General features: G+C 71.2%; 13 protein-coding genes and 1 tRNA gene. 3 read left to right on the top strand and 11 right to left on the bottom strand.

The annotated features are described in order from the left end of the window. Window positions 1-98: 98 nt before the first annotated feature. The 4 genes from MKL01_RS07460 to MKL01_RS07445 form a co-directional block, all read right to left on the bottom strand. Entirely contained in the window at window positions 99-917 is an 819-nt protein-coding gene (locus tag MKL01_RS07460; protein ID WP_243904578.1) for a transglutaminase-like domain-containing protein, read from the bottom strand. A 67-nt stretch (window positions 918-984) separates the two neighbouring features. Beyond that, on the bottom strand, window positions 985-1,914 hold the full coding sequence (locus MKL01_RS07455) for a transglutaminase family protein (RefSeq protein ID WP_243904577.1): 930 nt from the start codon (window positions 1,912-1,914) through the stop codon (window positions 985-987). Window positions 1,915-2,054: 140 nt separating this feature from the next. Further along, a complete protein-coding gene (locus tag MKL01_RS07450; protein ID WP_243904576.1) occupies window positions 2,055-2,651 on the bottom strand; it encodes a response regulator in 597 nt (198 codons plus the stop codon). A gap of 120 nt (window positions 2,652-2,771) precedes the next feature. After that, window positions 2,772-3,938, bottom strand: coding sequence for a transglycosylase SLT domain-containing protein (locus MKL01_RS07445; RefSeq protein ID WP_243904575.1), 1,167 nt, complete (start codon window positions 3,936-3,938; stop codon window positions 2,772-2,774). 230 nt (window positions 3,939-4,168) lie between these two features. On the opposite strand from MKL01_RS07445, the gene alaS reads away from it, so the two are divergent. Beyond that, the gene (alaS, locus tag MKL01_RS07440) at window positions 4,169-6,847 is read left to right on the top strand and encodes an alanine--tRNA ligase (RefSeq protein WP_243904574.1); all 2,679 of its coding nucleotides are present in this window, start codon (window positions 4,169-4,171) and stop codon (window positions 6,845-6,847) included. 54 nt (window positions 6,848-6,901) lie between these two features. On the opposite strand, the gene MKL01_RS07435 is transcribed toward alaS, so the two are convergent. The 5 genes from MKL01_RS07435 to mdeB all read right to left on the bottom strand — a co-directional run bounded on the left by MKL01_RS07435 (window position 6,902) and on the right by mdeB (window position 14,273). Then, window positions 6,902-7,312 (bottom strand): DUF2147 domain-containing protein, encoded by a 411-nt coding sequence (locus tag MKL01_RS07435; protein ID WP_243904573.1) that lies wholly within the window; start codon window positions 7,310-7,312, stop codon window positions 6,902-6,904. A 33-nt stretch (window positions 7,313-7,345) separates the two neighbouring features. Continuing rightward, complete coding sequence (locus MKL01_RS07430; RefSeq protein ID WP_243904572.1) at window positions 7,346-7,939, bottom strand: hypothetical protein; 594 nt, start codon at window positions 7,937-7,939, stop codon at window positions 7,346-7,348. A gap of 224 nt (window positions 7,940-8,163) precedes the next feature. Beyond that, a complete protein-coding gene (gene lpdA / locus MKL01_RS07425) occupies window positions 8,164-9,945 on the bottom strand; it encodes a dihydrolipoyl dehydrogenase (RefSeq protein ID WP_243904571.1) in 1,782 nt (593 codons plus the stop codon). An 11-nt stretch (window positions 9,946-9,956) separates the two neighbouring features. Further along, the gene (locus tag MKL01_RS07420; RefSeq protein WP_243904570.1) at window positions 9,957-11,354 is read right to left on the bottom strand and encodes a 2-oxo acid dehydrogenase subunit E2; all 1,398 of its coding nucleotides are present in this window, start codon (window positions 11,352-11,354) and stop codon (window positions 9,957-9,959) included. Between the two features lie 243 nt (window positions 11,355-11,597). Beyond that, on the bottom strand, window positions 11,598-14,273 hold the full coding sequence (mdeB, locus tag MKL01_RS07415) for an alpha-ketoglutarate dehydrogenase (RefSeq protein WP_243904569.1): 2,676 nt from the start codon (window positions 14,271-14,273) through the stop codon (window positions 11,598-11,600). 260 nt (window positions 14,274-14,533) lie between these two features. On the opposite strand from mdeB, the gene MKL01_RS07410 reads away from it, so the two are divergent. Further along, on the top strand, window positions 14,534-15,022 hold the full coding sequence (locus tag MKL01_RS07410; protein ID WP_243904568.1) for an Lrp/AsnC family transcriptional regulator: 489 nt from the start codon (window positions 14,534-14,536) through the stop codon (window positions 15,020-15,022). Between the two features lie 108 nt (window positions 15,023-15,130). Here MKL01_RS07410 and MKL01_RS07405 read toward each other — a convergent pair. Together MKL01_RS07405 and MKL01_RS07400 are read right to left on the bottom strand one after the other, a co-directional pair. After that, a tRNA-Ala gene (locus MKL01_RS07405) sits at window positions 15,131-15,206 on the bottom strand. Window positions 15,207-15,346: 140 nt separating this feature from the next. Then, a complete protein-coding gene (locus MKL01_RS07400; RefSeq protein WP_243904567.1) occupies window positions 15,347-15,730 on the bottom strand; it encodes a TIGR02300 family protein in 384 nt (127 codons plus the stop codon). Window positions 15,731-15,975: 245 nt separating this feature from the next. Here MKL01_RS07400 and aroA point away from each other — a divergent pair, with 245 nt between their 5' ends. Continuing rightward, window positions 15,976-17,325 carry a 3-phosphoshikimate 1-carboxyvinyltransferase gene (aroA, locus tag MKL01_RS07395; RefSeq protein WP_243904566.1) on the top strand — a complete coding sequence of 450 codons (1,350 nt, stop codon included), beginning with the start codon at window positions 15,976-15,978 and terminating at the stop codon, window positions 17,323-17,325. Window positions 17,326-17,327 lie beyond the last annotated feature (2 nt).

Here is a 17,327-nt window from a genome sequence, read left to right as displayed (position 1 = left end):
GCCATTACAAGCGTGAGCATAGGCAGGCAGTTCCACGCACATGCCAAGATTTTGTCGACCGGGGGAATACGCAGGGCCGCCCGACCGTGCGGGCCCTGTCAGGCGACCTCGTCGGTGTGGACGTCGAAGCGCGCGAGATGCGCGTAACCGAAATTCGTCGAGATCGCGCAGTCGGTGGCATCGCGGCCGCGGGCCATGACGATACGGCCGATGCGGGGCTTGTTGTGCCGGGCATCGAACGTGTACCAGCGCGGCCCCTCGGGGCCGGCGAGGTAGACCTCGAACCAGGCGGAGAAATCCATTGGTGCGGGGTCCTTCGGCACGCCGATGTCGCCGAGGTAGCCGGTGGCGTAGCGCGCCGGGATGTTCATGCACCGGCAGAACGCCACCGCCAGATGGGCGAAGTCCCGGCACACACCCTCGCGCTGCATGAACCCGTCATGCGCGCTGCGGGTGGCGTCGGCGCGCTGGTAATCGAACCGGATGCGCTCGTGGGTGTAGTCGACGATCGCCTGGACCCGCCCCCAGCCTTCCGGCGTCGTGCCGAACAGCGACCATGCGGTTTGCGACAGCTTGTCGGTGTCGCAGTAGCGGGAGCCGAGCAGGTAGATCATGACCTCGTCCGGCAGGTCCTGGACGGGGATCTGGCGGGCCTCCGGGACGACGACGTCGGGCAGGCCGGAATCCTGGACCGTCACGTCGGCCGAGACCGTGAGCTGCCCCGGCGGCGCGATGATGCGGTGGCAGATGTTGTCGAAGCCGTCCCGGTACTCCCGGGCCGGGATCGGCGGATCGAAGGTGAGCACGTGCGGTGTCAGCACGTCGGACATCCGGGAGGGATGGACGCTCAGCATCAGGATCATCGGGGTCGGCTGCGACAGCGTGAAGGCGATATCGAAACCGGTCTTGATCTTCATTGCGGCCACCTTGCTCTGTCGCCATTCGCGCGGGGTCGCCACGCACGCTCGTTCCGGGTCCGGGGGCTCAACGCGCCAGAGTCGGCGGTGCCCCGTGGGGGGCGCGGGTCGTGAGGGTGTCGTCGAGCCGTTCGATCACGTCGACCTCGACGCGCATGCCGAGATCGTCGCTGGCGAGGCCGAAGAACGATCCGTGCAGCGGCACCGCCTGCGCGGGGCTGCGGGCCACTGCCACGCGGATCAGGTCGCGGTTGCCCACGATGCCGTTGGTCGGGTCGAACTCGACCCAGCCGGCACCGGGCAGGTAGACCTGCAGCCAGGCATGGGTCGATCCGCCGCCCACGTGGCGGGCGCGGTCGTTGCGGGGATTGTAGAGGTATCCGGAGACGAAGCGGGCGGCCATGCCGAGGGCCCGCACGCCCTCCATCATCAGAACCGCGAAGTCGCGGCACGAGCCGATCCTGCCGCGCAGGGTCGTCAGCGGATCCTGGACGCCCTTCTCGGACCGGGCGAGATAGGTGAAGTTGGCGCGTACGCCGCGGGTCATCGCCGCCAGCAGATCCTGCGTGGGAATGCGCCCCTGCGCGGGCAGGAACCCGCGCGCCCAGGCGTCGACCTCGTGGCGCGGATCCGGCCATTGCCGCTCGATCGATCGGGCGAGGTCCGGCATGTCCTCGGCGCCGTAGCCGAAGGGATAGTGGGTGGCGTGAGGGGCCAGCGGGAAGACCGGCGCGTGCTCGGGCGTGTGTTCGAGGGTGATGCCGCAGTCGAACGTGAGCGTCTCGGCGCGGGTCTCGAAGGTCGTCACCGCCACGCAGTTACCGAAGACGTCGAACATCCAGCGCAGGCTGGCCGGCTCCGGCGTGACGTCGAGGGTCGCCTCGATCAGGCGCTGATCGTAGCTGTCGCGCGGGCGGAACATGATCCGGTGCTCGCCAAAGGAGACCGGTCGCCGATACCGATAGACCGTTCGGTGACGGACAGACAGGATCGGCAAAGTCGACAGCTCCGGGCTCGTGCCGAGTCGATCGCCGGCGATGCAAGGCTCGGGCCCGGCGCGGGCGACCCGCCATGCCGGGGCGACTCTCGGCAACTTGGACGGCCGGCGAACGGGGCCGCATTGCGGGCAGACCGCCGTCACAGCACCGGCGGTGGCGACTCCGCGGCGGCGCGCTCGGCCTCGACCAGGACGTCGAGGGCGCGCCAGGGCTTGGCAATGAAAACCGCTTCCGCCGGCAGGTCGGGCCGGGGCAGGTGGTGGCCGGAGGTGATCACCAGCCGCGCCCGGGGCCACAGCGTCGCCACGGCCCGGGCGAGCTGCAGGCCGTCCATCTTACCGGCCAGACGGATATCGGCGAAGACGAGCGCAACGTCGCCACCCCGGGCCTGCAGGACCGAGAGGGCGGCCTCGGCGCTGTCGCACCCGACCACGTCGAGTTCGGTCTCCTCCAAGAGCGTCTCCGCGAGGGCACGGATCTCGGGTTCGTCCTCGACCACGAGCGCAAGGCGCGGGTGCTCGTGGACCGTCGGCGCGGGGGCCGCCTCGCGCAGGGTGGGCGCCCGGTCGTCAGCCTGGCGGACGCGACGCACCAGAGCCGCGAGATGCTCCGGCACACCCTCGGACACGAGGTCGTCGTAAATCGACGCGAGTTTCAGACCGATCTGATCGAGCGGAAGACCCGGTGACAGCGTATCGGTGAGCGGAAGGGGCGCGCTCGTCTGGTGCTTTTTCAAGGACTTCCCCCGAAGTCGGACCACCGCGCCTATCGTGAAAGCGGCGCCTGGGGAGGAAAGTCGGCAATCCGTCGCTGGTTGCGCAAGATATCCCGAAACCCGCGGCGTCTCACCGACGCGTTACTGCGTGGCGGTGCTGGCTTCGGCATCCGCGTAGGCCATGACGCCGGAGACCGCGCGGACGTTCTGGTAGCGTGACCCGCGGGTGCTCATCATCGCCTCGAACTTCTCGTGGACCTGGGCCACCGACAGGCTCAGCGGCTTGCGGTGACGGCCACGGCCGACGAATCGACCGGCTGCGAAGAAGATCGAGCGGTTGGCCCGGGCCGGGCCGGGCAGCAGGGCGGCCGCGGCGGCGGCCGGCTTGTTGACGACGTTGGCGAGGAACTCCCCGGCATCGTCCGGCCCCAGGAAGTGGGCGAGGTAGACCTCGCCGAGGGTCAGTTCGCGCCCGATCCGCAGCGCGATGCGGGCGGCGTCGCGCTTCAGCATCTCGCCGGCCATCAGCGCCGACAGGTAGGGATCGCGGCGCAGTTCCAGGACGCGGGTGCGCTCGGCCGGGTCGGTGATCACCGGCCGGTCGTTGGCGTCGGCCGTGATCAGCGCGGCCTCCTTCTCCAACCCGTACTTGGCGCCGAAATCGCGCACCACACCGAGCCACGTGCGCTCGATGAACTGGTAGAGGCCGGTCGCCGAGGAGGTCTTGGCCTGGACCGCGGTGACGAAGCTCGATTCCTTGTCGGCGACCGCCATGAGCAGGACCGGATCGGTCTGGACCGCCTGGGCGGCGCGCACGATCTTCTGCACGAGGTGGCGGCGAATCTTCATCGGGCCGAATTCGAGGATGTCGTTCGGGTCGCCGCCCGCGCTCTCGGAGAGCAGGAAGTCGTACGACACCCGGTCGACCGTGTTGGAGCCGATCTCGGTGTCGAGATCGTGTACGGCGGCGAAGCTGGACGAGGCCCGCAGCGGCGTCTGCTCCAGCTCGGTGCTGAGCGCCACCATGTGGATCCGCGGGCGGGGCATCGGGATCTCGGTGGCGGCCTCCGCGGGGGAGACCGCCGGCGACAGTCCGACTCGGCCGAGGTCGACCCCCGATCCGATCAGGGCGGCGCTCAGTCCGCCCGCGATCAGCGACACCGTGAGCAGCGAGCGGAACAGGGCAGGGCGGCTCCCATGGGCACGGCCCAGCATGGGCTGGGCGGCGATCACATCGGCGCGGCCCGAGCCGAACTGGCCCTGCTTCCCGGTGATGGTCCTCGGCGATCCGACCGTGCGGCCCTGCATCGTTATCCCGACTCTCCACACGCCAACATGGCGCCACGGACCCACCATCGCTTGACAGTTGTGGCGACAACACGGCCGCGCTTGTGGCCGAGTTGCGACATCCTGCGGAGAATTCGCGGCGGGCCGCCCGTGACTCGCGCCGGATCCGCTCTTAAGAGGGCGCCAAGCGGGTGCCGCGCGACAATGGCGTGGCGCCCCGTCCCCGTGTGTCCTGCCAGAGTCAGCCCCCGATGAGCGGCGTCAACGAGATCCGGTCGACCTTCCTCGACTTCTTCGCCAAGGCGGGGCACGAGATCGTGCCGTCTTCGAGCCTCGTGCCGAAGAACGACCCGACGCTGATGTTCACCAACGCCGGCATGGTGCAGTTCAAGAACGTCTTCACCGGCGTGGAGAAGCGCGCCTACGACCGGGCGACGACGGCGCAGAAATGCGTGCGGGCCGGCGGCAAGCACAACGACCTCGACAACGTCGGCTACACCGCGCGCCACCACACGTTCTTCGAGATGCTCGGCAACTTCTCGTTCGGCGACTATTTCAAGGACCGCGCCATCGAGCTGGCCTGGACGCTGATCACCAAGGAGTTCGGGCTGAAGCCCGACCGGCTCCTCGTGACGGTCTACGCGGACGACGACGAGGCCGCCGGCCTGTGGAAGAAGATCGCCGGCTTCCCGGACTCCAGGATCATCCGGATCGGGACGTCGGACAATTTCTGGCAGATGGGCGATACCGGCCCCTGCGGCCCGTGCTCGGAGATCTTCATCGACCAGGGCCCGGCGCTGCAGGGCGGCCCGCCCGGCTCTCCGGACGAGGATGGCGACCGCTTCCTCGAGTTCTGGAACCTCGTGTTCATGCAATACGAGCAGGTCGAGCCCGGCACGCGCAATCCGCTGCCGCGGCCCTCGATCGACACCGGGATGGGCCTGGAGCGCATGGCGGCGATCCTCCAGGGCGTGCACTCGAACTACGAGACGGACCTGTTCAGGGCGCTGATCGACGCCGTGGCGCATGCGGTCGCGCGGGCGCCCGAGCCCGCCACCCAGGCCTCCTACCGGGTGATCGCCGACCACCTGCGGGCCGCCTCCTTCCTGGTCGCCGACGGCGTGCTGCCGGGCAACGAGGGCCGCGGCTACGTGCTGCGCCGGATCATGCGGCGCGCCATGCGCCACGCCGAGATCCTGGGCGCCCGGGAGCCCACCATGTACCGCCTCGTGCCGACGCTGGTTCGGGAGATGGGCCAAGCCTATCCCGAGCTGATGCGGGCCGAGAGCCTGATCGCCGAGACCCTGAAGCTCGAGGAGACCCGGTTCCGCCGCACCCTGGAGCGCGGTCTGACGATCCTCGATTCGGAGAGCCGCGAGCTCAAGGCCGGCGACAAGCTCTCCGGCGAGACCGCCTTCACGCTCTACGACACCTACGGCTTCCCCCTCGACCTCACCCAGGACGCCCTGAAGGCCCGGGGCATCGGCGTGGACACGGAGGCCTTCTCGGCGGCGATGCAGCGCCAGAAGCAGGCGGCGCGCGAAGCCTGGAAGGGATCGGGCGAGGCCGCCACCGAGACGGTCTGGTTCGGCCTGCGCGAGCGGGTCGGCGCCACGGAGTTTCTGGGCTACGAGACGGAGACGGCGGAGGGCATCGTGACCGCCCTGCTGCGCGACGGCGCCGAGGTGGCGAGCCTCGCGGCCGGGGAGAGCGGCCTGGTCCTGGTCAACCAGACGCCGTTCTACGCGGAATCCGGCGGCCAGGTCGGCGATACCGGTCTGATCGTCGGCCCGGGTCTGCGGGCGCGGGTCACCGACACCGAGAAGAAGCTGGGCGACCTGTTCGTGCACCATGTCAGCGTCGAGGAGGGCGCCCTCGGCCTGGAGCAGCCGGTGGAGCTGAAGGTCGATCATGCCCGCCGCCGGGCGATCCGCGCCAACCACTCGGCCACCCACCTCCTGCACGAGGCCCTGCGGCAGGTGCTGGGCGACCACGTCGCCCAGAAGGGCTCCCTGGTGAGCCCGGACCGCCTGCGCTTCGACATCAGCCACCCGAAGCCGATCGAGGCCGAGGAACTCGCCCGGGTCGAGGACCTCGCCAACGCGGTCCTGCTCCAGAACGTCCCGGTGGTGACCAAGCTGATGGCGGTGGACGACGCCATCGCGTCGGGGGCCCGGGCGCTGTTCGGCGAGAAGTACGGCGACGAGGTGCGGTTCGTCTCGATGGGGCTGCCGGTCGACGGCAAGGCCGCTTCGGGACGGCCGAAGACCTTCTCCGTCGAACTCTGCGGCGGCACCCATGCGGAACGCACCGGGGATATCGGCGCGATCACCGTGGTGGCCGAGAGCGCGGTGGGCGCGGGCGTGCGCCGGATCGAGGCGCTCACGGCCGACGCCGCGCGCCACCACCGGGCCGAGGAGGCCCGGACCCTGGCGGCTCTCGCGGGTCTCCTCAAGGCGCCTGTCTCGGAGGCGCCCGACCGCCTCGCGGCGCTGATGGAGGATCGGCGGCGCCTGGAGCGCGAGCTGAGCGAGACCCGCCGCAAGCTCGCCATGGGCGGGGAGGGCGGCCCGGGTTCCGGCGCGCGGCAGTCCGAGATCGCCGGCATCGCCTTCCGTCGCTCGGTGGTCGAGGGGCTCGACATGCGCGACCTCAAGCCGATCGTCGACGAGGAGAAGAAGCGGCTGGGCTCCGGCATCGTGGCGATCGTCGGCGTGGCGGCCGACGGCAAGGCGGGGCTGGTGGTCGGCGTCACCGACGACCTCACCGAACGCTACGACGCGGTCGGCCTCGTGCGCGCCGGCGCCGGCGCGCTGGGCGGCAAGGGCGGCGGCGGCCGCCGCGACATGGCGCAGGCCGGCGGCCCGAACGGGGCGGGGGCCGAGGCCGCCCTCGACGCCGTCCAACAGGCGCTCACCGAGGCCGCCTGAGGCGGCCTCGACGGGGCCGGCGTTCCCGCGATCGGGTCTCGGGACGGCGGGTGATCAGTTCACCCGCGTCCAGGTCTGCCGCTTGCAGAAGACGCTCATCACGCAGCCGGCGACTTCGAGGCTGTTGGGCCCGGTGAGGCGGAGCGAGCCGGAATAGGTCTTGCCGTCGTTCGGGTTGTAGAGCGACCCGGAGAAGCCGGCGCCGTCGGCCTGCGGCGCGTTGAGGATCTGGATGCCGACCACGCTGCGCCCGCGCAGGGCCGGGTCGGGGTTCTTCGCATCGAGCCCCTTGCCGGGCGCACTCACGATGCTCCCGCAGAAACCGCCGCCGCAGGGCGTGATCCGGACCCGCGAGGTACCGGTCTCCGTGAGCCATGTCCCGGACGGATCGGCGGCCCGAGCGGGACTGCAGGCGAAGCCGGCCGCGAGCGCCGCCAGGATCGCCGGACGTACCATGGAACGCATCCTTACACTCCCGTAACCGTCTCTCGTGTCCGCTCAGTGCTGAGCCTGAGGCAGGGCGCTGCCCAGGTAGGTCTCCACGACCTCGCAGAACGGCAGGCCGGCCCCCGTCGTCAGCACGGCATCGACCTCGAACAGCGGATCGGACGGACCATGCGCACCGGTCTGGTTCCCGGCGCGGACCGCGACCGTGCGGCGCACCGGGGCGAGCGTGCGGACCACCCGGCCGAAGGGCGTCCGGGTGCCGTCCAGCGTGGCGTTCATGTCGGCCGTCAGCCGGGCCGGGACGTACCAGTTGTCCGCCTCAGACAGGACGCGGTCGCCGCAGGCGAGGCGCACGCGCCGATAGCGCACCGGCTCGTCGGGACCGATGCCCAGCCGGACGCGCTGCGCGGCGGTCAGGGGCTTGTCCGGCCCTGCCAGGCGCTCCGCCACCAGACGGGGATCCGCGGCGAGCTTGTGGTCGGCGCACCAGCTCTCGAGGGCGAAGGTGGCGCTGTGGGCCGCCAGGATCCGGCTGCGCAGGGCCGCGGTCAGCACCTCCGCGCTCGCTCCGGCCGGGGCGTCGATGGTAGCCGGCGCCTCCGCCCGGGCGTTCCGTGCCGCGCTCACCGGCAGAATAGCCGTCATGACGAGGCCGACCGGCAAGCTTTTCCGGATCGCGAGGCGGATCCGGGCAAGTCCTGGCCCGATCGCGGTCGATCCTCGGAACAGTGGTTCAGCCCGCCACGGCATCGCGCCACGCATCCTCCCGATCGAAGCCTCGGTTTCAGCTGAGCGGCCTTCGCGAGGGCGCCCGGCAGAACGCTGCGGGCCGGCCGATCTCGGACCGACTCGACGCCGTCTACCGAGATCTAGCCAGGAAAGTCCGCAGGGTCGAGATGCGCCGTCTTGGGTCGCCGCGCCACGGGCGGCAGGTCGGTGCAGAGACCGAGCGCGGCCTCGGCCGCCAGGCCGATCGTCTCGCCCAGCGTCGGGTGCGGGTGGATCGTCCGGCCGATGTCGGTGGCGTCCGCCCCCATCTCGATGGCCAGCGCGACCTCGCCGATCATGTCGCCCGCGCTCGGGCCGACGATGGCGCCGCCGAGCACGCGCTTCGTCCGGGCGTCGAACAGCAGTTTGGTCAAGCCGTAATCCGCACCGTTGGCGATGGCGCGGCCCGAGGCGGCCCAGGGGAAGCGCGCCACCTCGACGGCTCGGCCAGCGGCCTTCGCGGCGGTCTCGGTGAGGCCGACCCAGGCGATCTCCGGGTCCGTATAGGCCACCGACGGGATCACGCCGGCGTCGAACCCGGCCCTGTGCCCGGCCGCCACCTCGGCGGCGACATGGCCCTGATGCACGGCCTTGTGGGCCAGCATCGGCTGGCCGACGAGGTCGCCGACGGCGTAGATGTGGGGCACGTTGGTGCGCATCTGCGCGTCGACGGGGATGAAGCCGCTCTCCACCGTCACGCCCGCCGCGCCGAGGCCCAGGGCCGCGCCGTTCGGACGCCGACCCGCCGCCTGGAGCACGAGGTCGTAGGTCTGCGGCTCCGCCCCGCCCGCCAGGGTCACGGCGACGCCGTCGGTCTCGGCCGTGACGGTCACGATCTCGGCGCCGGTCTGCACGCGGTCGAATCGGTGGGCGTTGCGCTTCGTCCAGACCGCCACGAGGTCCCGATCCACGCCCTCCATCAGGTTCGGCAGGCGCTCGACCAGGTCGATGCGCGCCCCCAGGGCGCTGTAGACCGTCGCCATCTCGAGGCCGATGATGCCGCCGCCGATCACCAGCATGCGCTTCGGCACGAAGGGCAGCGCCAGGGCGCCGGTGGAGTTCACGATGCGCGGATCCTCCGGCAGCATCGGCAGCGCCGTCGGCGTCGAGCCCGCCGCGACGATGGCGTTCGCGAAGGTGACGCAGCGTTCCCCGCCCGCATGGAGGGCCACCGAGACCGCGTGCGGTCCTGTGAACTGCGCGGTGCCGCGCACGACCTCGACCTTGCGCTGGCGCGCCATCTGGGTGAGCCCGTCGGTGAGCCGCCTCACGGTGGCGGCCTTGAACGTCCGCAGCTTGGCGAGGTCGATCGTGGGGGCGCCGAAGTGGATGCCGTGGTCGCCCAGGCGGGCGGCTTCCTCCGTGACGGCGGCCACGTGGAGCAGCGCCTTGGAGGGGATGCACCCGACGTTGAGGCAGACGCCGCCGAGGGTCGCGTCGCGCTCGACGAGAATCACCCGCCGGCCGAGGTCGGCGGCGCGAAAGGCCGCCGCATAGCCGCCGGGTCCGCCGCCGATCACCAGGACGTCGCAGGCGGCATCGGCGGGCGCCCCCGCCGACGGGACGGAGGGCGCCGCAACGGGCGGGGGGCCCGCCTCCGGCGTCCCGCTGCTCCGCTCGGCCTTCGCCTCCGCGGCCGTGTCCGCAGCGGCGATGCGGGCGACGAGCGTGCCGGCCGAGACGGTATCGCCGAGGCCCACCAGCATCTCCACGAGACGTCCGGCGATCGGGGACGGGATATCCAGGGCCGCCTTGTCGGATTCCACCACCAGCAGGGTCTGATCCTTGGCGACCGCTTGGCCGGGCGCCACCGGGATCTCGATGACGGGCACGTCGGCGTAGTCCCCGAGATCGGGGACGCGGATGTCGAGGGTCTCGGACATGGCGGATCCCGTCACAGGAGGGCGCGGCGCAGGTCCGACAGGACCGACGCGATGTGGCCGAGGAACCGGGCGGCGGCGACGCCGTCGACCACCCGGTGATCCCAGGACAGGCTCAGCGGCAGGATCAGGCGCGGCCGGAAGGAATCTCCGTCCCAGACCGCCTCCATGCGCGAGCGCGCCGCGCCCAGGATCGCGACCTCGGGGGCGTTGATGATCGGGGTGAAGCCGTCGCCGCCGATGCCGCCCAGCGACGACACCGAGAAGCATCCGCCCTGCATGTCGGCGCCCGCGAGGCTGCCGGCCCGGGCCTTGTCGGCGAGCGCCGCCATCTCGGTGGCGATCTCGATCAGGCCCTTGCGGTCGCAGTCCCGGACCACCGGCACCATCAGGCCTCTGGGCGTATCCACCGCGAAGCCGACATGGACGTAGTCCTTCAGGACGAGGTCCGAGCCGGCCAGGGAGGTGTTGAAGCGCGGATAGGCCCGCAGCGCCGAGGCCGCGGCCTTGATCAGGAACGCCACCATGGTGACCTTCGCGGGCGGCGTGCGCGTCTCCTTGTTGAGCGCGACCCGGAACGCTTCGATCTCGGTGACGTCGGCCCGGTCGAAATTGGTGACGTGCGGGATGGTGAGCCAGTTGCGGCTGAGGTTGGCCCCCGAGATCGTCTGGATCCGCGACAGGGGCTCGCGCCGGACCGGGCCGAAGTTTTCGTACTTCACCTCCGGCCAGGGCGGCAGGCCGGCGCCGATCCCGGAGGATGGGGCGGGCGCCTGAGCCGGGGCCTGAAGCGCCGCCTTGACGAAGGCGTGCAGATCCTCCCGCAGGATCCGCCCCTTCGGGCCGGTCGCGGCCACGCGGTCGAGGGGGACGCCGAGTTCGCGGGCGAGCTGGCGCACGGACGGGCTGGCGTGGACGTCGCCCTGCGCGACCGGCCGCCGATCGTCGTTCGACGGCGCGGCCGGGGGAAGGTCTGCTCCGGATATGCCACGCGCGCTCCCCCCCCCCTCTGCGGGGGAGGATGGCCCGGCCGTCAGGGCGGGTCGGGAGAGGGGAGGGCCGCCTCCGGACAGGTCATGTCCGGGGCCGAAACCCGCAGCGTCGCGCTGCCCCTCTCCCCCCCCGCTCCGCAGGGTACCCTCCCCCGCAGAGGGGGGAGGGGGAGGCGCGTCGGCCGCCTCGACCACCAGAATCGGCGTCCCCTCGGAGACCTTCGAACCCACCGCGACCAGCAATTCCCGCACGATGCCGGCGACCGGGGAGGGGACCTCCATGGTCGCCTTGTCGGACTCGATGCTGAGGATCAGATCGTCGACGGCGACGCGGTCGCCCGGCTTCACCAGCAGTTCGATCACCGGGACGTCCCGGTAATCGCCGATGTCCGGGAGGGCGATCTGTAGCGCGGCGCTCATGCGGGCGGTCTTCCGTGGCTGTGCCCGTCTGGGGCGGAAGGGTCTTCTGGTGGAGGGAGGGTCCGGGCGGGGACCTCGCACCGGGTCTGCGACGGCGGGCGGATCTCCCACCCGCACCGCTCATCCCGAGGCGCCCGCGTCGGCGGGCCCCCGAAGGAGCCCTCCAGCCGGCGGCGCGATCCCTGGAGGGCTTCCTCGCGGTTGCTGCGCAGCACCTCGGGATGAGGCTGCGGATCGGAGATCTCAGATCGTCCAGGGCGCCGGCGTGTCGGCGTCGATGCCGTATCGGCGGATCGCCTCGGCGACGGTCGCGCGCGGCACCGTGCCGGCCTCGGCGAGCGCGTGCAGGGCGGCCACCGCCACGTGCTGCCGGTCCACCTCGAAGAAGCGGCGCAGGGCGTTGCGGGTGTCGCTGCGCCCGAACCCGTCGGTGCCGAGCGTCACGAACCGGGCGCCGACATAGGACGCGATGAGCTGCGGATAGGCCCGGACGTAATCGGTCGCCGCCACGACCGGCGTCGAGCCCGGCAGCAGGGCGGCCACGTGGCTCGTGGGCGCCTCGGACTCCGGATGGAGCATCGCCTGCCGCTCGGCCTCGCGGGCGTCGCGGGCCAGCTCGCTGAAGCTCGTCACGCTGAACACCTCGGCGGCGACGCCCCAGTCCTGCGCGAGCAGGCCGGCCGCCGCGATCACCTCCGGCAGGATCGCCCCCGAGCCGAGGAGGCGGATCGCGGCCTGCCCGGCTTCCGGCCCGGAGAGGCGGTACATCCCCTTCAGGATCCCGGCCTCAGCGCCCTCCGGCATGGAGGGCTGGGCGTAGTTCTCGTTCATGGCGGTGAGGTAGTAGAACGCGTCCTCGCCCTCCTCCATCATCGCCCGCGTGCCGCGATCGACGATCACCGCCATCTCGTACGCGAAGGCCGGGTCGTAAGCCCGGCAGTTCGGGATCGCGGCGGCGGCGAGATGGCTCGATCCGTCCTGGTGCTGGAGACCTTCGCCGCCGAGGGTCGTGCGGCCCGCCGTGGCGCCGATCAGGAACCCGCGGGCCCGCTGGTCCGCCGCCGCCCAGATCAGGTCGCCGACCCTCTGGAAGCCGAACATCGAGTAGTAGATGTAGAACGGCAGCATCGACAGGCCGTGGACGCTGTAGGACGTGGCCGCCGCGGTCCAGGACGAGATCGCCCCGGCCTCGGTGATGCCCTCCTCCAGGAGCTGCCCGTCCTTCGCCTCCCGGTAGTAGAGCATCGAGCCGGCATCCTCCGGCTCATAGAGCTGCCCCTCGGGCGCGTAGATCCCGACCTGCCGGAACAGGTTGGCCATGCCGAAAGTGCGCGCCTCGTCGGCGACGATCGGGACGACCCGCGGCCCGAGCTCCTTGTGCTTCAGGAGGTTGCCGAACAGGCGCACCACCGCGGTGGTGGTCGACATCTCCTTGCCGGCCGCCTCCAGGGCAAAGCCCGCATAGGTCGAGAGCGGCGGCACCGTCAGGGTCGGCGCCGTCCGGCGGCGGGCGGGCAGCACGCCGCCCAGGGTCTCCCGACGCTCGCGGAGGTAGCGCATCTCGGCGCCGTCCTCGGCCGGCTTGTAGAAGGCCAGGCCCTCCACCTGCGCGTCGGTGAGCGGCAGGGCGAAGCGGTCGCGGAAGGCGCGGAGCGCGTCGACGTCGAGCTTCTTGGCCTGGTGGGCGGTCATGCGCGACTCGCCCGCGCCGCCCATGCCGTAGCCCTTCTTGGTCTTGGCCAGGATCACCGTGGGCCGGCCCTTGGTGGCCTTGGCGGCCGCGAAGGCGGCGTGGAGCTTGCGGAAATCGTGGCCGCCGCGCTTGAGCCGATCCACGTCGGCATCCGACATGTGGGCGACGAGTTCGCGCACCTCCGGGTCCTCACCGAAGAAGTGGGCGAGGTTGTAGGCACCGTCCTTGGCGCCGAGCGTCTGGTACTTGCCGTCGACCGTGTCGGCGAAGCGGCGCAGCAGGGCGTGGTTGGTGTCGCGGGCGAAGATCCCGTCCCACTCCGAGCCCCACAGCACCTTGACGACGTTCCAGCCCGCGCCGCGGAACAGGCTCTCCAGCTCCTGGATGATCTGGCCGTTGCCGCGCACCGGCCCGTCGAGCCGCTGCAGGTTGCAGTTGATGACGAAGGTCAGGTTGTCGAGTTTCTCCCGGGCCGCCAGCGCCAGGCCGCCGATGGATTCCGGCTCGTCCATCTCGCCGTCGCCGAACACGCCCCAGACGTGGCGCCCGGACGTGTCGGCGAGCCCGCGGTTGGCGAGGTAGCGCATGAACCGCGCCTGATAGACCGCGTGGATCGGCCCGATCCCCATCGACCCGGTGGGCACCTGCCAGAAATCCGGCATCAGCCAGGGATGCGGATAGGAGCACAGCCCGTCGCCGGCGATCTCCTGGCGGTAGTGCTTCAGCTGCTCCTCGGACAGGCGCCCTTCGAGGAAGGCCCTGGCGTAGACGCCCGGCGCCGAATGCGGCTGGAAGTAGACGAGGTCGCCGTCCGCGCCGCCCTTGAAGAAGTGGTTGAACCCGACCTCGAACAGCTCCGCCGCCGAGGCGTAGCTCGCCACGTGGCCGCCGAGCTCGCCGTAGGCCATGTTGGCGCGCACCACCATGGCGAGGGCGTTCCAGCGCATGATCGAGGTGAGCCGCTCCTCGATGTCGAGGTCGCCCGGATAGCGCGGCTGCTTTTCCAGCGGAACCGTGTTGCGGTAGGGCGAGTAGGGCAGCGCCTCGTCGAGGATGCCGATCTCCTTCGAGCGCCGCTCCAACCGATCGAGGATGAACCGCGCCCGGGCCGCGCCCTCGGTGCGGAACAGGGATTCCAGGGCGGCCAGCCAATCCTGGGTCTCGGCCGGATCGTGATCGACCTCCGCGGAGCGCGCGATGCTGGCTTTCGGCGGTATGGCGTTCATCGGCGCGGGCTCCGTGTTTCGATGGGAGCATACGGATTCAGCCGCGGGGCGACATGCCGAATTTTTGTCACGCGCACGCGATCATTGGCATATTTTGCCGGATTGACGGATCTTGACGGTCAATCGTGCCGTCGGTCGGCGGGTGGCGGCGCCAGCCTCGAAGGCGATGGCGCGGAGAGGCCCCCCGGGCGCCGAAAAATTCTCCTCCGATGCCGTGATGTGCGGCATGCTATGCCGATTAAAAACCGGAGAACGGAAAAGTGGTCTCCCAGTCGGTCCGTCTCGATGCCGCCAGCCTGCGCATCCTCGAACGCCTGCAGCAGGACAGCGAGATCAGCGTCGCGGAGCTGGCCGAGCAGGTCGGCCTGTCGACGTCACCCTGCTGGCGTCGGGTCAACGACCTGAAGGAGGCCGGCATCATCCGCGGCTGCGTCGCCGTGGTCGACCCGCTCAGCCTGGGGCTCGCGGTCAACGTGTTCGTGCACGTCTCGCTGGAGAAGCAGACCCAGGCGGCGCTGCAGGCCTTCGACGAGGCGGTGCGCAGCCGCCCGGAGGTGATGGAGTGCTATCTGATGAGCGGCGAGGCCGACTACATGCTGCGCGTGGTGGTGGAGGACCTCGGACAGTATCAGAAGCTCGTCCTGGATCACCTCACCCGCATTCCCGGCGTGGCGAACATCCGGTCGAGCTTCGCGCTGGGGCAGGTCAAATACACCACGGCGCTGCCGCTCGGGCACCTGACGCGCTGAACCGGAGGGCGAAGCGCCTCCGACGGGGTACGGGCGATTCAGAGCGTCTGTCTGTGGTAACGAGACCCCGGCGGGCATCGGCACTTGCCGTCGAACGCGAGGGGAGGATGGTGGAGCCTAACGGGATCGAACCGATGACCTCTTCCATGCCATGGAAGCGCTCTCCCAGCTGAGCTAAGGCCCCACTCTATCCGCCGCGGTTTGGGTCCCGCGGTGTCTCGCCGGTCCGGCTGGCGTCCGGCGAGGGCGGTTCTATAGGCGGCTCGCGCCGCGGACTCAACCCCTTTTTTCGCGATTGTTCGGGGTCTCGTCGATGCCGCGGCCTCAGCCCTCCTCGTCGTTCTCGATGTCGCCGTCGATCAGGTCGGCGACATCGTCATCGCCGCTATCCTCCTCTTCGAGGAAGGTGTCGTCGTCGGCCGTGTCGCCGTCTTCGGCCGTCTCGTCCTCCGGCGTCGGATCCGCCTCGTCCTCGGCGGCCTCGACCTCGTCGAGGGACACGAGCTCCGGACCCTTCTCGTCCGTCTCGTCCTCATCGTCGGTCGCCACCGGCGCGCGCGCCAGGACGGGCGCCGCGACGCGGCTGGTTGCGGCCGCCTGATAGATGGTGCCGCATTTCGGACAGACGGCGGGGTCGCGGGCGAGGTCGTAGAACTTCGCGCCGCAGCTCATGCACTGGCGCTTCAAGCCAAGTTCCGGTCGGGCCACGGGCGGACACCTCGTCGTCAATGCTGTCTCGGGGGGAAGCGGCCCCGTTAGTCGCGGGCGCCGCACCTGTCAATCGAGGCAGCGGGGGCGTTTCCGAGGTGTACCGGTCCCGGTCGAGGCCGTGGATGACGCCGGGCATCACGCGTGTTAACCGCGCGGCGCATTCACGGTCCGATTGCAGCGCCGCGGCGATGCCGCGCGACGCGCCGGATCCCGGACCACCCCAGAGCCCGAACGGACCTCCCGTGTCGCACGCTTCGATTCCCGAACCCCTCACGGCAGCGCCGGGCACGCCCCTGCGGGGGCGCCTGCGTCCGCCGGGCGACAAGTCGATTTCCCACCGTTCCCTGATCCTCGGCCTGCTCAGCGAGGGCGAGACCCGGGTCGAGGGGCTCCTGGAGGGGGACGACGTGCTGCGTACGGCCGCCGCCGCGACGGCGCTCGGTGCCGGCGTCGAGAGGCTGGGCGCGGGGCGCTGGCGGGTACGCGGCGTCGGCATCGGCGGCCTGAGCGACCCGGCCGACGTGCTCGATTTCGGCAATGCCGGCACCGGCTCCCGGCTGATGATGGGGGTGGTCGGCGGCCAGCCCGTCACCGCCACCTTCGACGGCGACGCCTCGCTGCGCTCGCGGCCGATGCGCCGGATCCTCGATCCGCTTGCCCGCATGGGCGCGCAGGTTTTGGCCGAAGCGCCGGGCGGTCGCGTGCCGCTGACGCTGCGCGGCCTGAAGGAGGCGATCCCGATCACCTACGAGACCCCGGCGGCCTCCGCGCAGATCAAGTCCGCGGTGCTGCTCGCCGGTCTCAACGCGCCCGGCACCACGACGGTGATCGAGGCGGCCGCCACCCGGGACCATACCGAGCGGATGCTGCGCCTGTTCGGCGCGCAGGTCAGCGTCGAACCCCACGGGCCCGGCGGCCACGGGCGGCGCGTGGCGCTCACCGGTCAGCCGACCCTGCGCGGCACCGACGTGGTGGTGCCGGCCGATCCGTCCTCGGCGGCGTTCCCGCTGGTGGCGGCGCTGATCGTCCCCGGCTCCGACGTGGTGATCGAGGGCGTGATGATGAACCCCCTGCGCACCGGGCTGATCACGACGCTGCTGGAGATGGGCGCCGCGATCGAGCGCGTCGCCGAGCGGGAGGAGGGCGGCGAGACCGTGGCCGACCTGCGGGTGCGGGCGAGCCGGCTCCGGGGCGTCGACGTCCCGGCCGAACGGGCGCCGGCGATGATCGACGAGTATCCCGTGCTGGCGGTGGCGGCCGGCTTCGCCGAGGGCCGGACGCGCATGAACGGCCTGCACGAACTGCGCGTGAAGGAATCCGACCGCCTCGCGGCCGTGGCGGCGGGGCTCGCGGCCAACGGGGTCCGCCACGCGGTGGAGGGCGACGACCTCGTGGTCGAGGGCGACGGCACGGCGGCCCCGGGCGGCGGCACGGTGGCGACCCATCTGGACCACCGCATCGCCATGGCGTTCCTGGTGATGGGGCTCGCCACGCGGGCCGCGGTGACGGTGGATGACGGGGCGATGATCGTGACGAGCTTCCCGAGCTTCCTGCCGAGCATGCAGGCCCTCGGCGGCCGGATCGGGGGGTGAGC

Origin of the sequence: Methylobacterium sp. J-070, assembly GCF_022829385.1 — a bacterium.
Classification (GTDB): Bacteria; Pseudomonadota; Alphaproteobacteria; order Rhizobiales; family Beijerinckiaceae; genus Methylobacterium.
This window is presented reverse-complemented; position numbering and strand designations above follow the sequence as displayed.

Coding starts and splice junctions, on each gene's coding strand:
- MKL01_RS07420 (WP_243904570.1), bottom strand. CDS start 11,354: ATGAGCGCCGCGCTACAGATCGCCCTCCCGGACATCGGCGATTACCGG.
- MKL01_RS07460 (WP_243904578.1), bottom strand. CDS start 917: ATGAAGATCAAGACCGGTTTCGATATCGCCTTCACGCTGTCGCAGCCG.
- mdeB (WP_243904569.1), bottom strand. CDS start 14,273: ATGAACGCCATACCGCCGAAAGCCAGCATCGCGCGCTCCGCGGAGGTC.
- lpdA (WP_243904571.1), bottom strand. CDS start 9,945: ATGTCCGAGACCCTCGACATCCGCGTCCCCGATCTCGGGGACTACGCC.
- MKL01_RS07430 (WP_243904572.1), bottom strand. CDS start 7,939: ATGACGGCTATTCTGCCGGTGAGCGCGGCACGGAACGCCCGGGCGGAG.
- MKL01_RS07445 (WP_243904575.1), bottom strand. CDS start 3,938: ATGCAGGGCCGCACGGTCGGATCGCCGAGGACCATCACCGGGAAGCAG.
- MKL01_RS07435 (WP_243904573.1), bottom strand. CDS start 7,312: ATGCGTTCCATGGTACGTCCGGCGATCCTGGCGGCGCTCGCGGCCGGC.
- alaS (WP_243904574.1), top strand. CDS start 4,169: ATGAGCGGCGTCAACGAGATCCGGTCGACCTTCCTCGACTTCTTCGCC.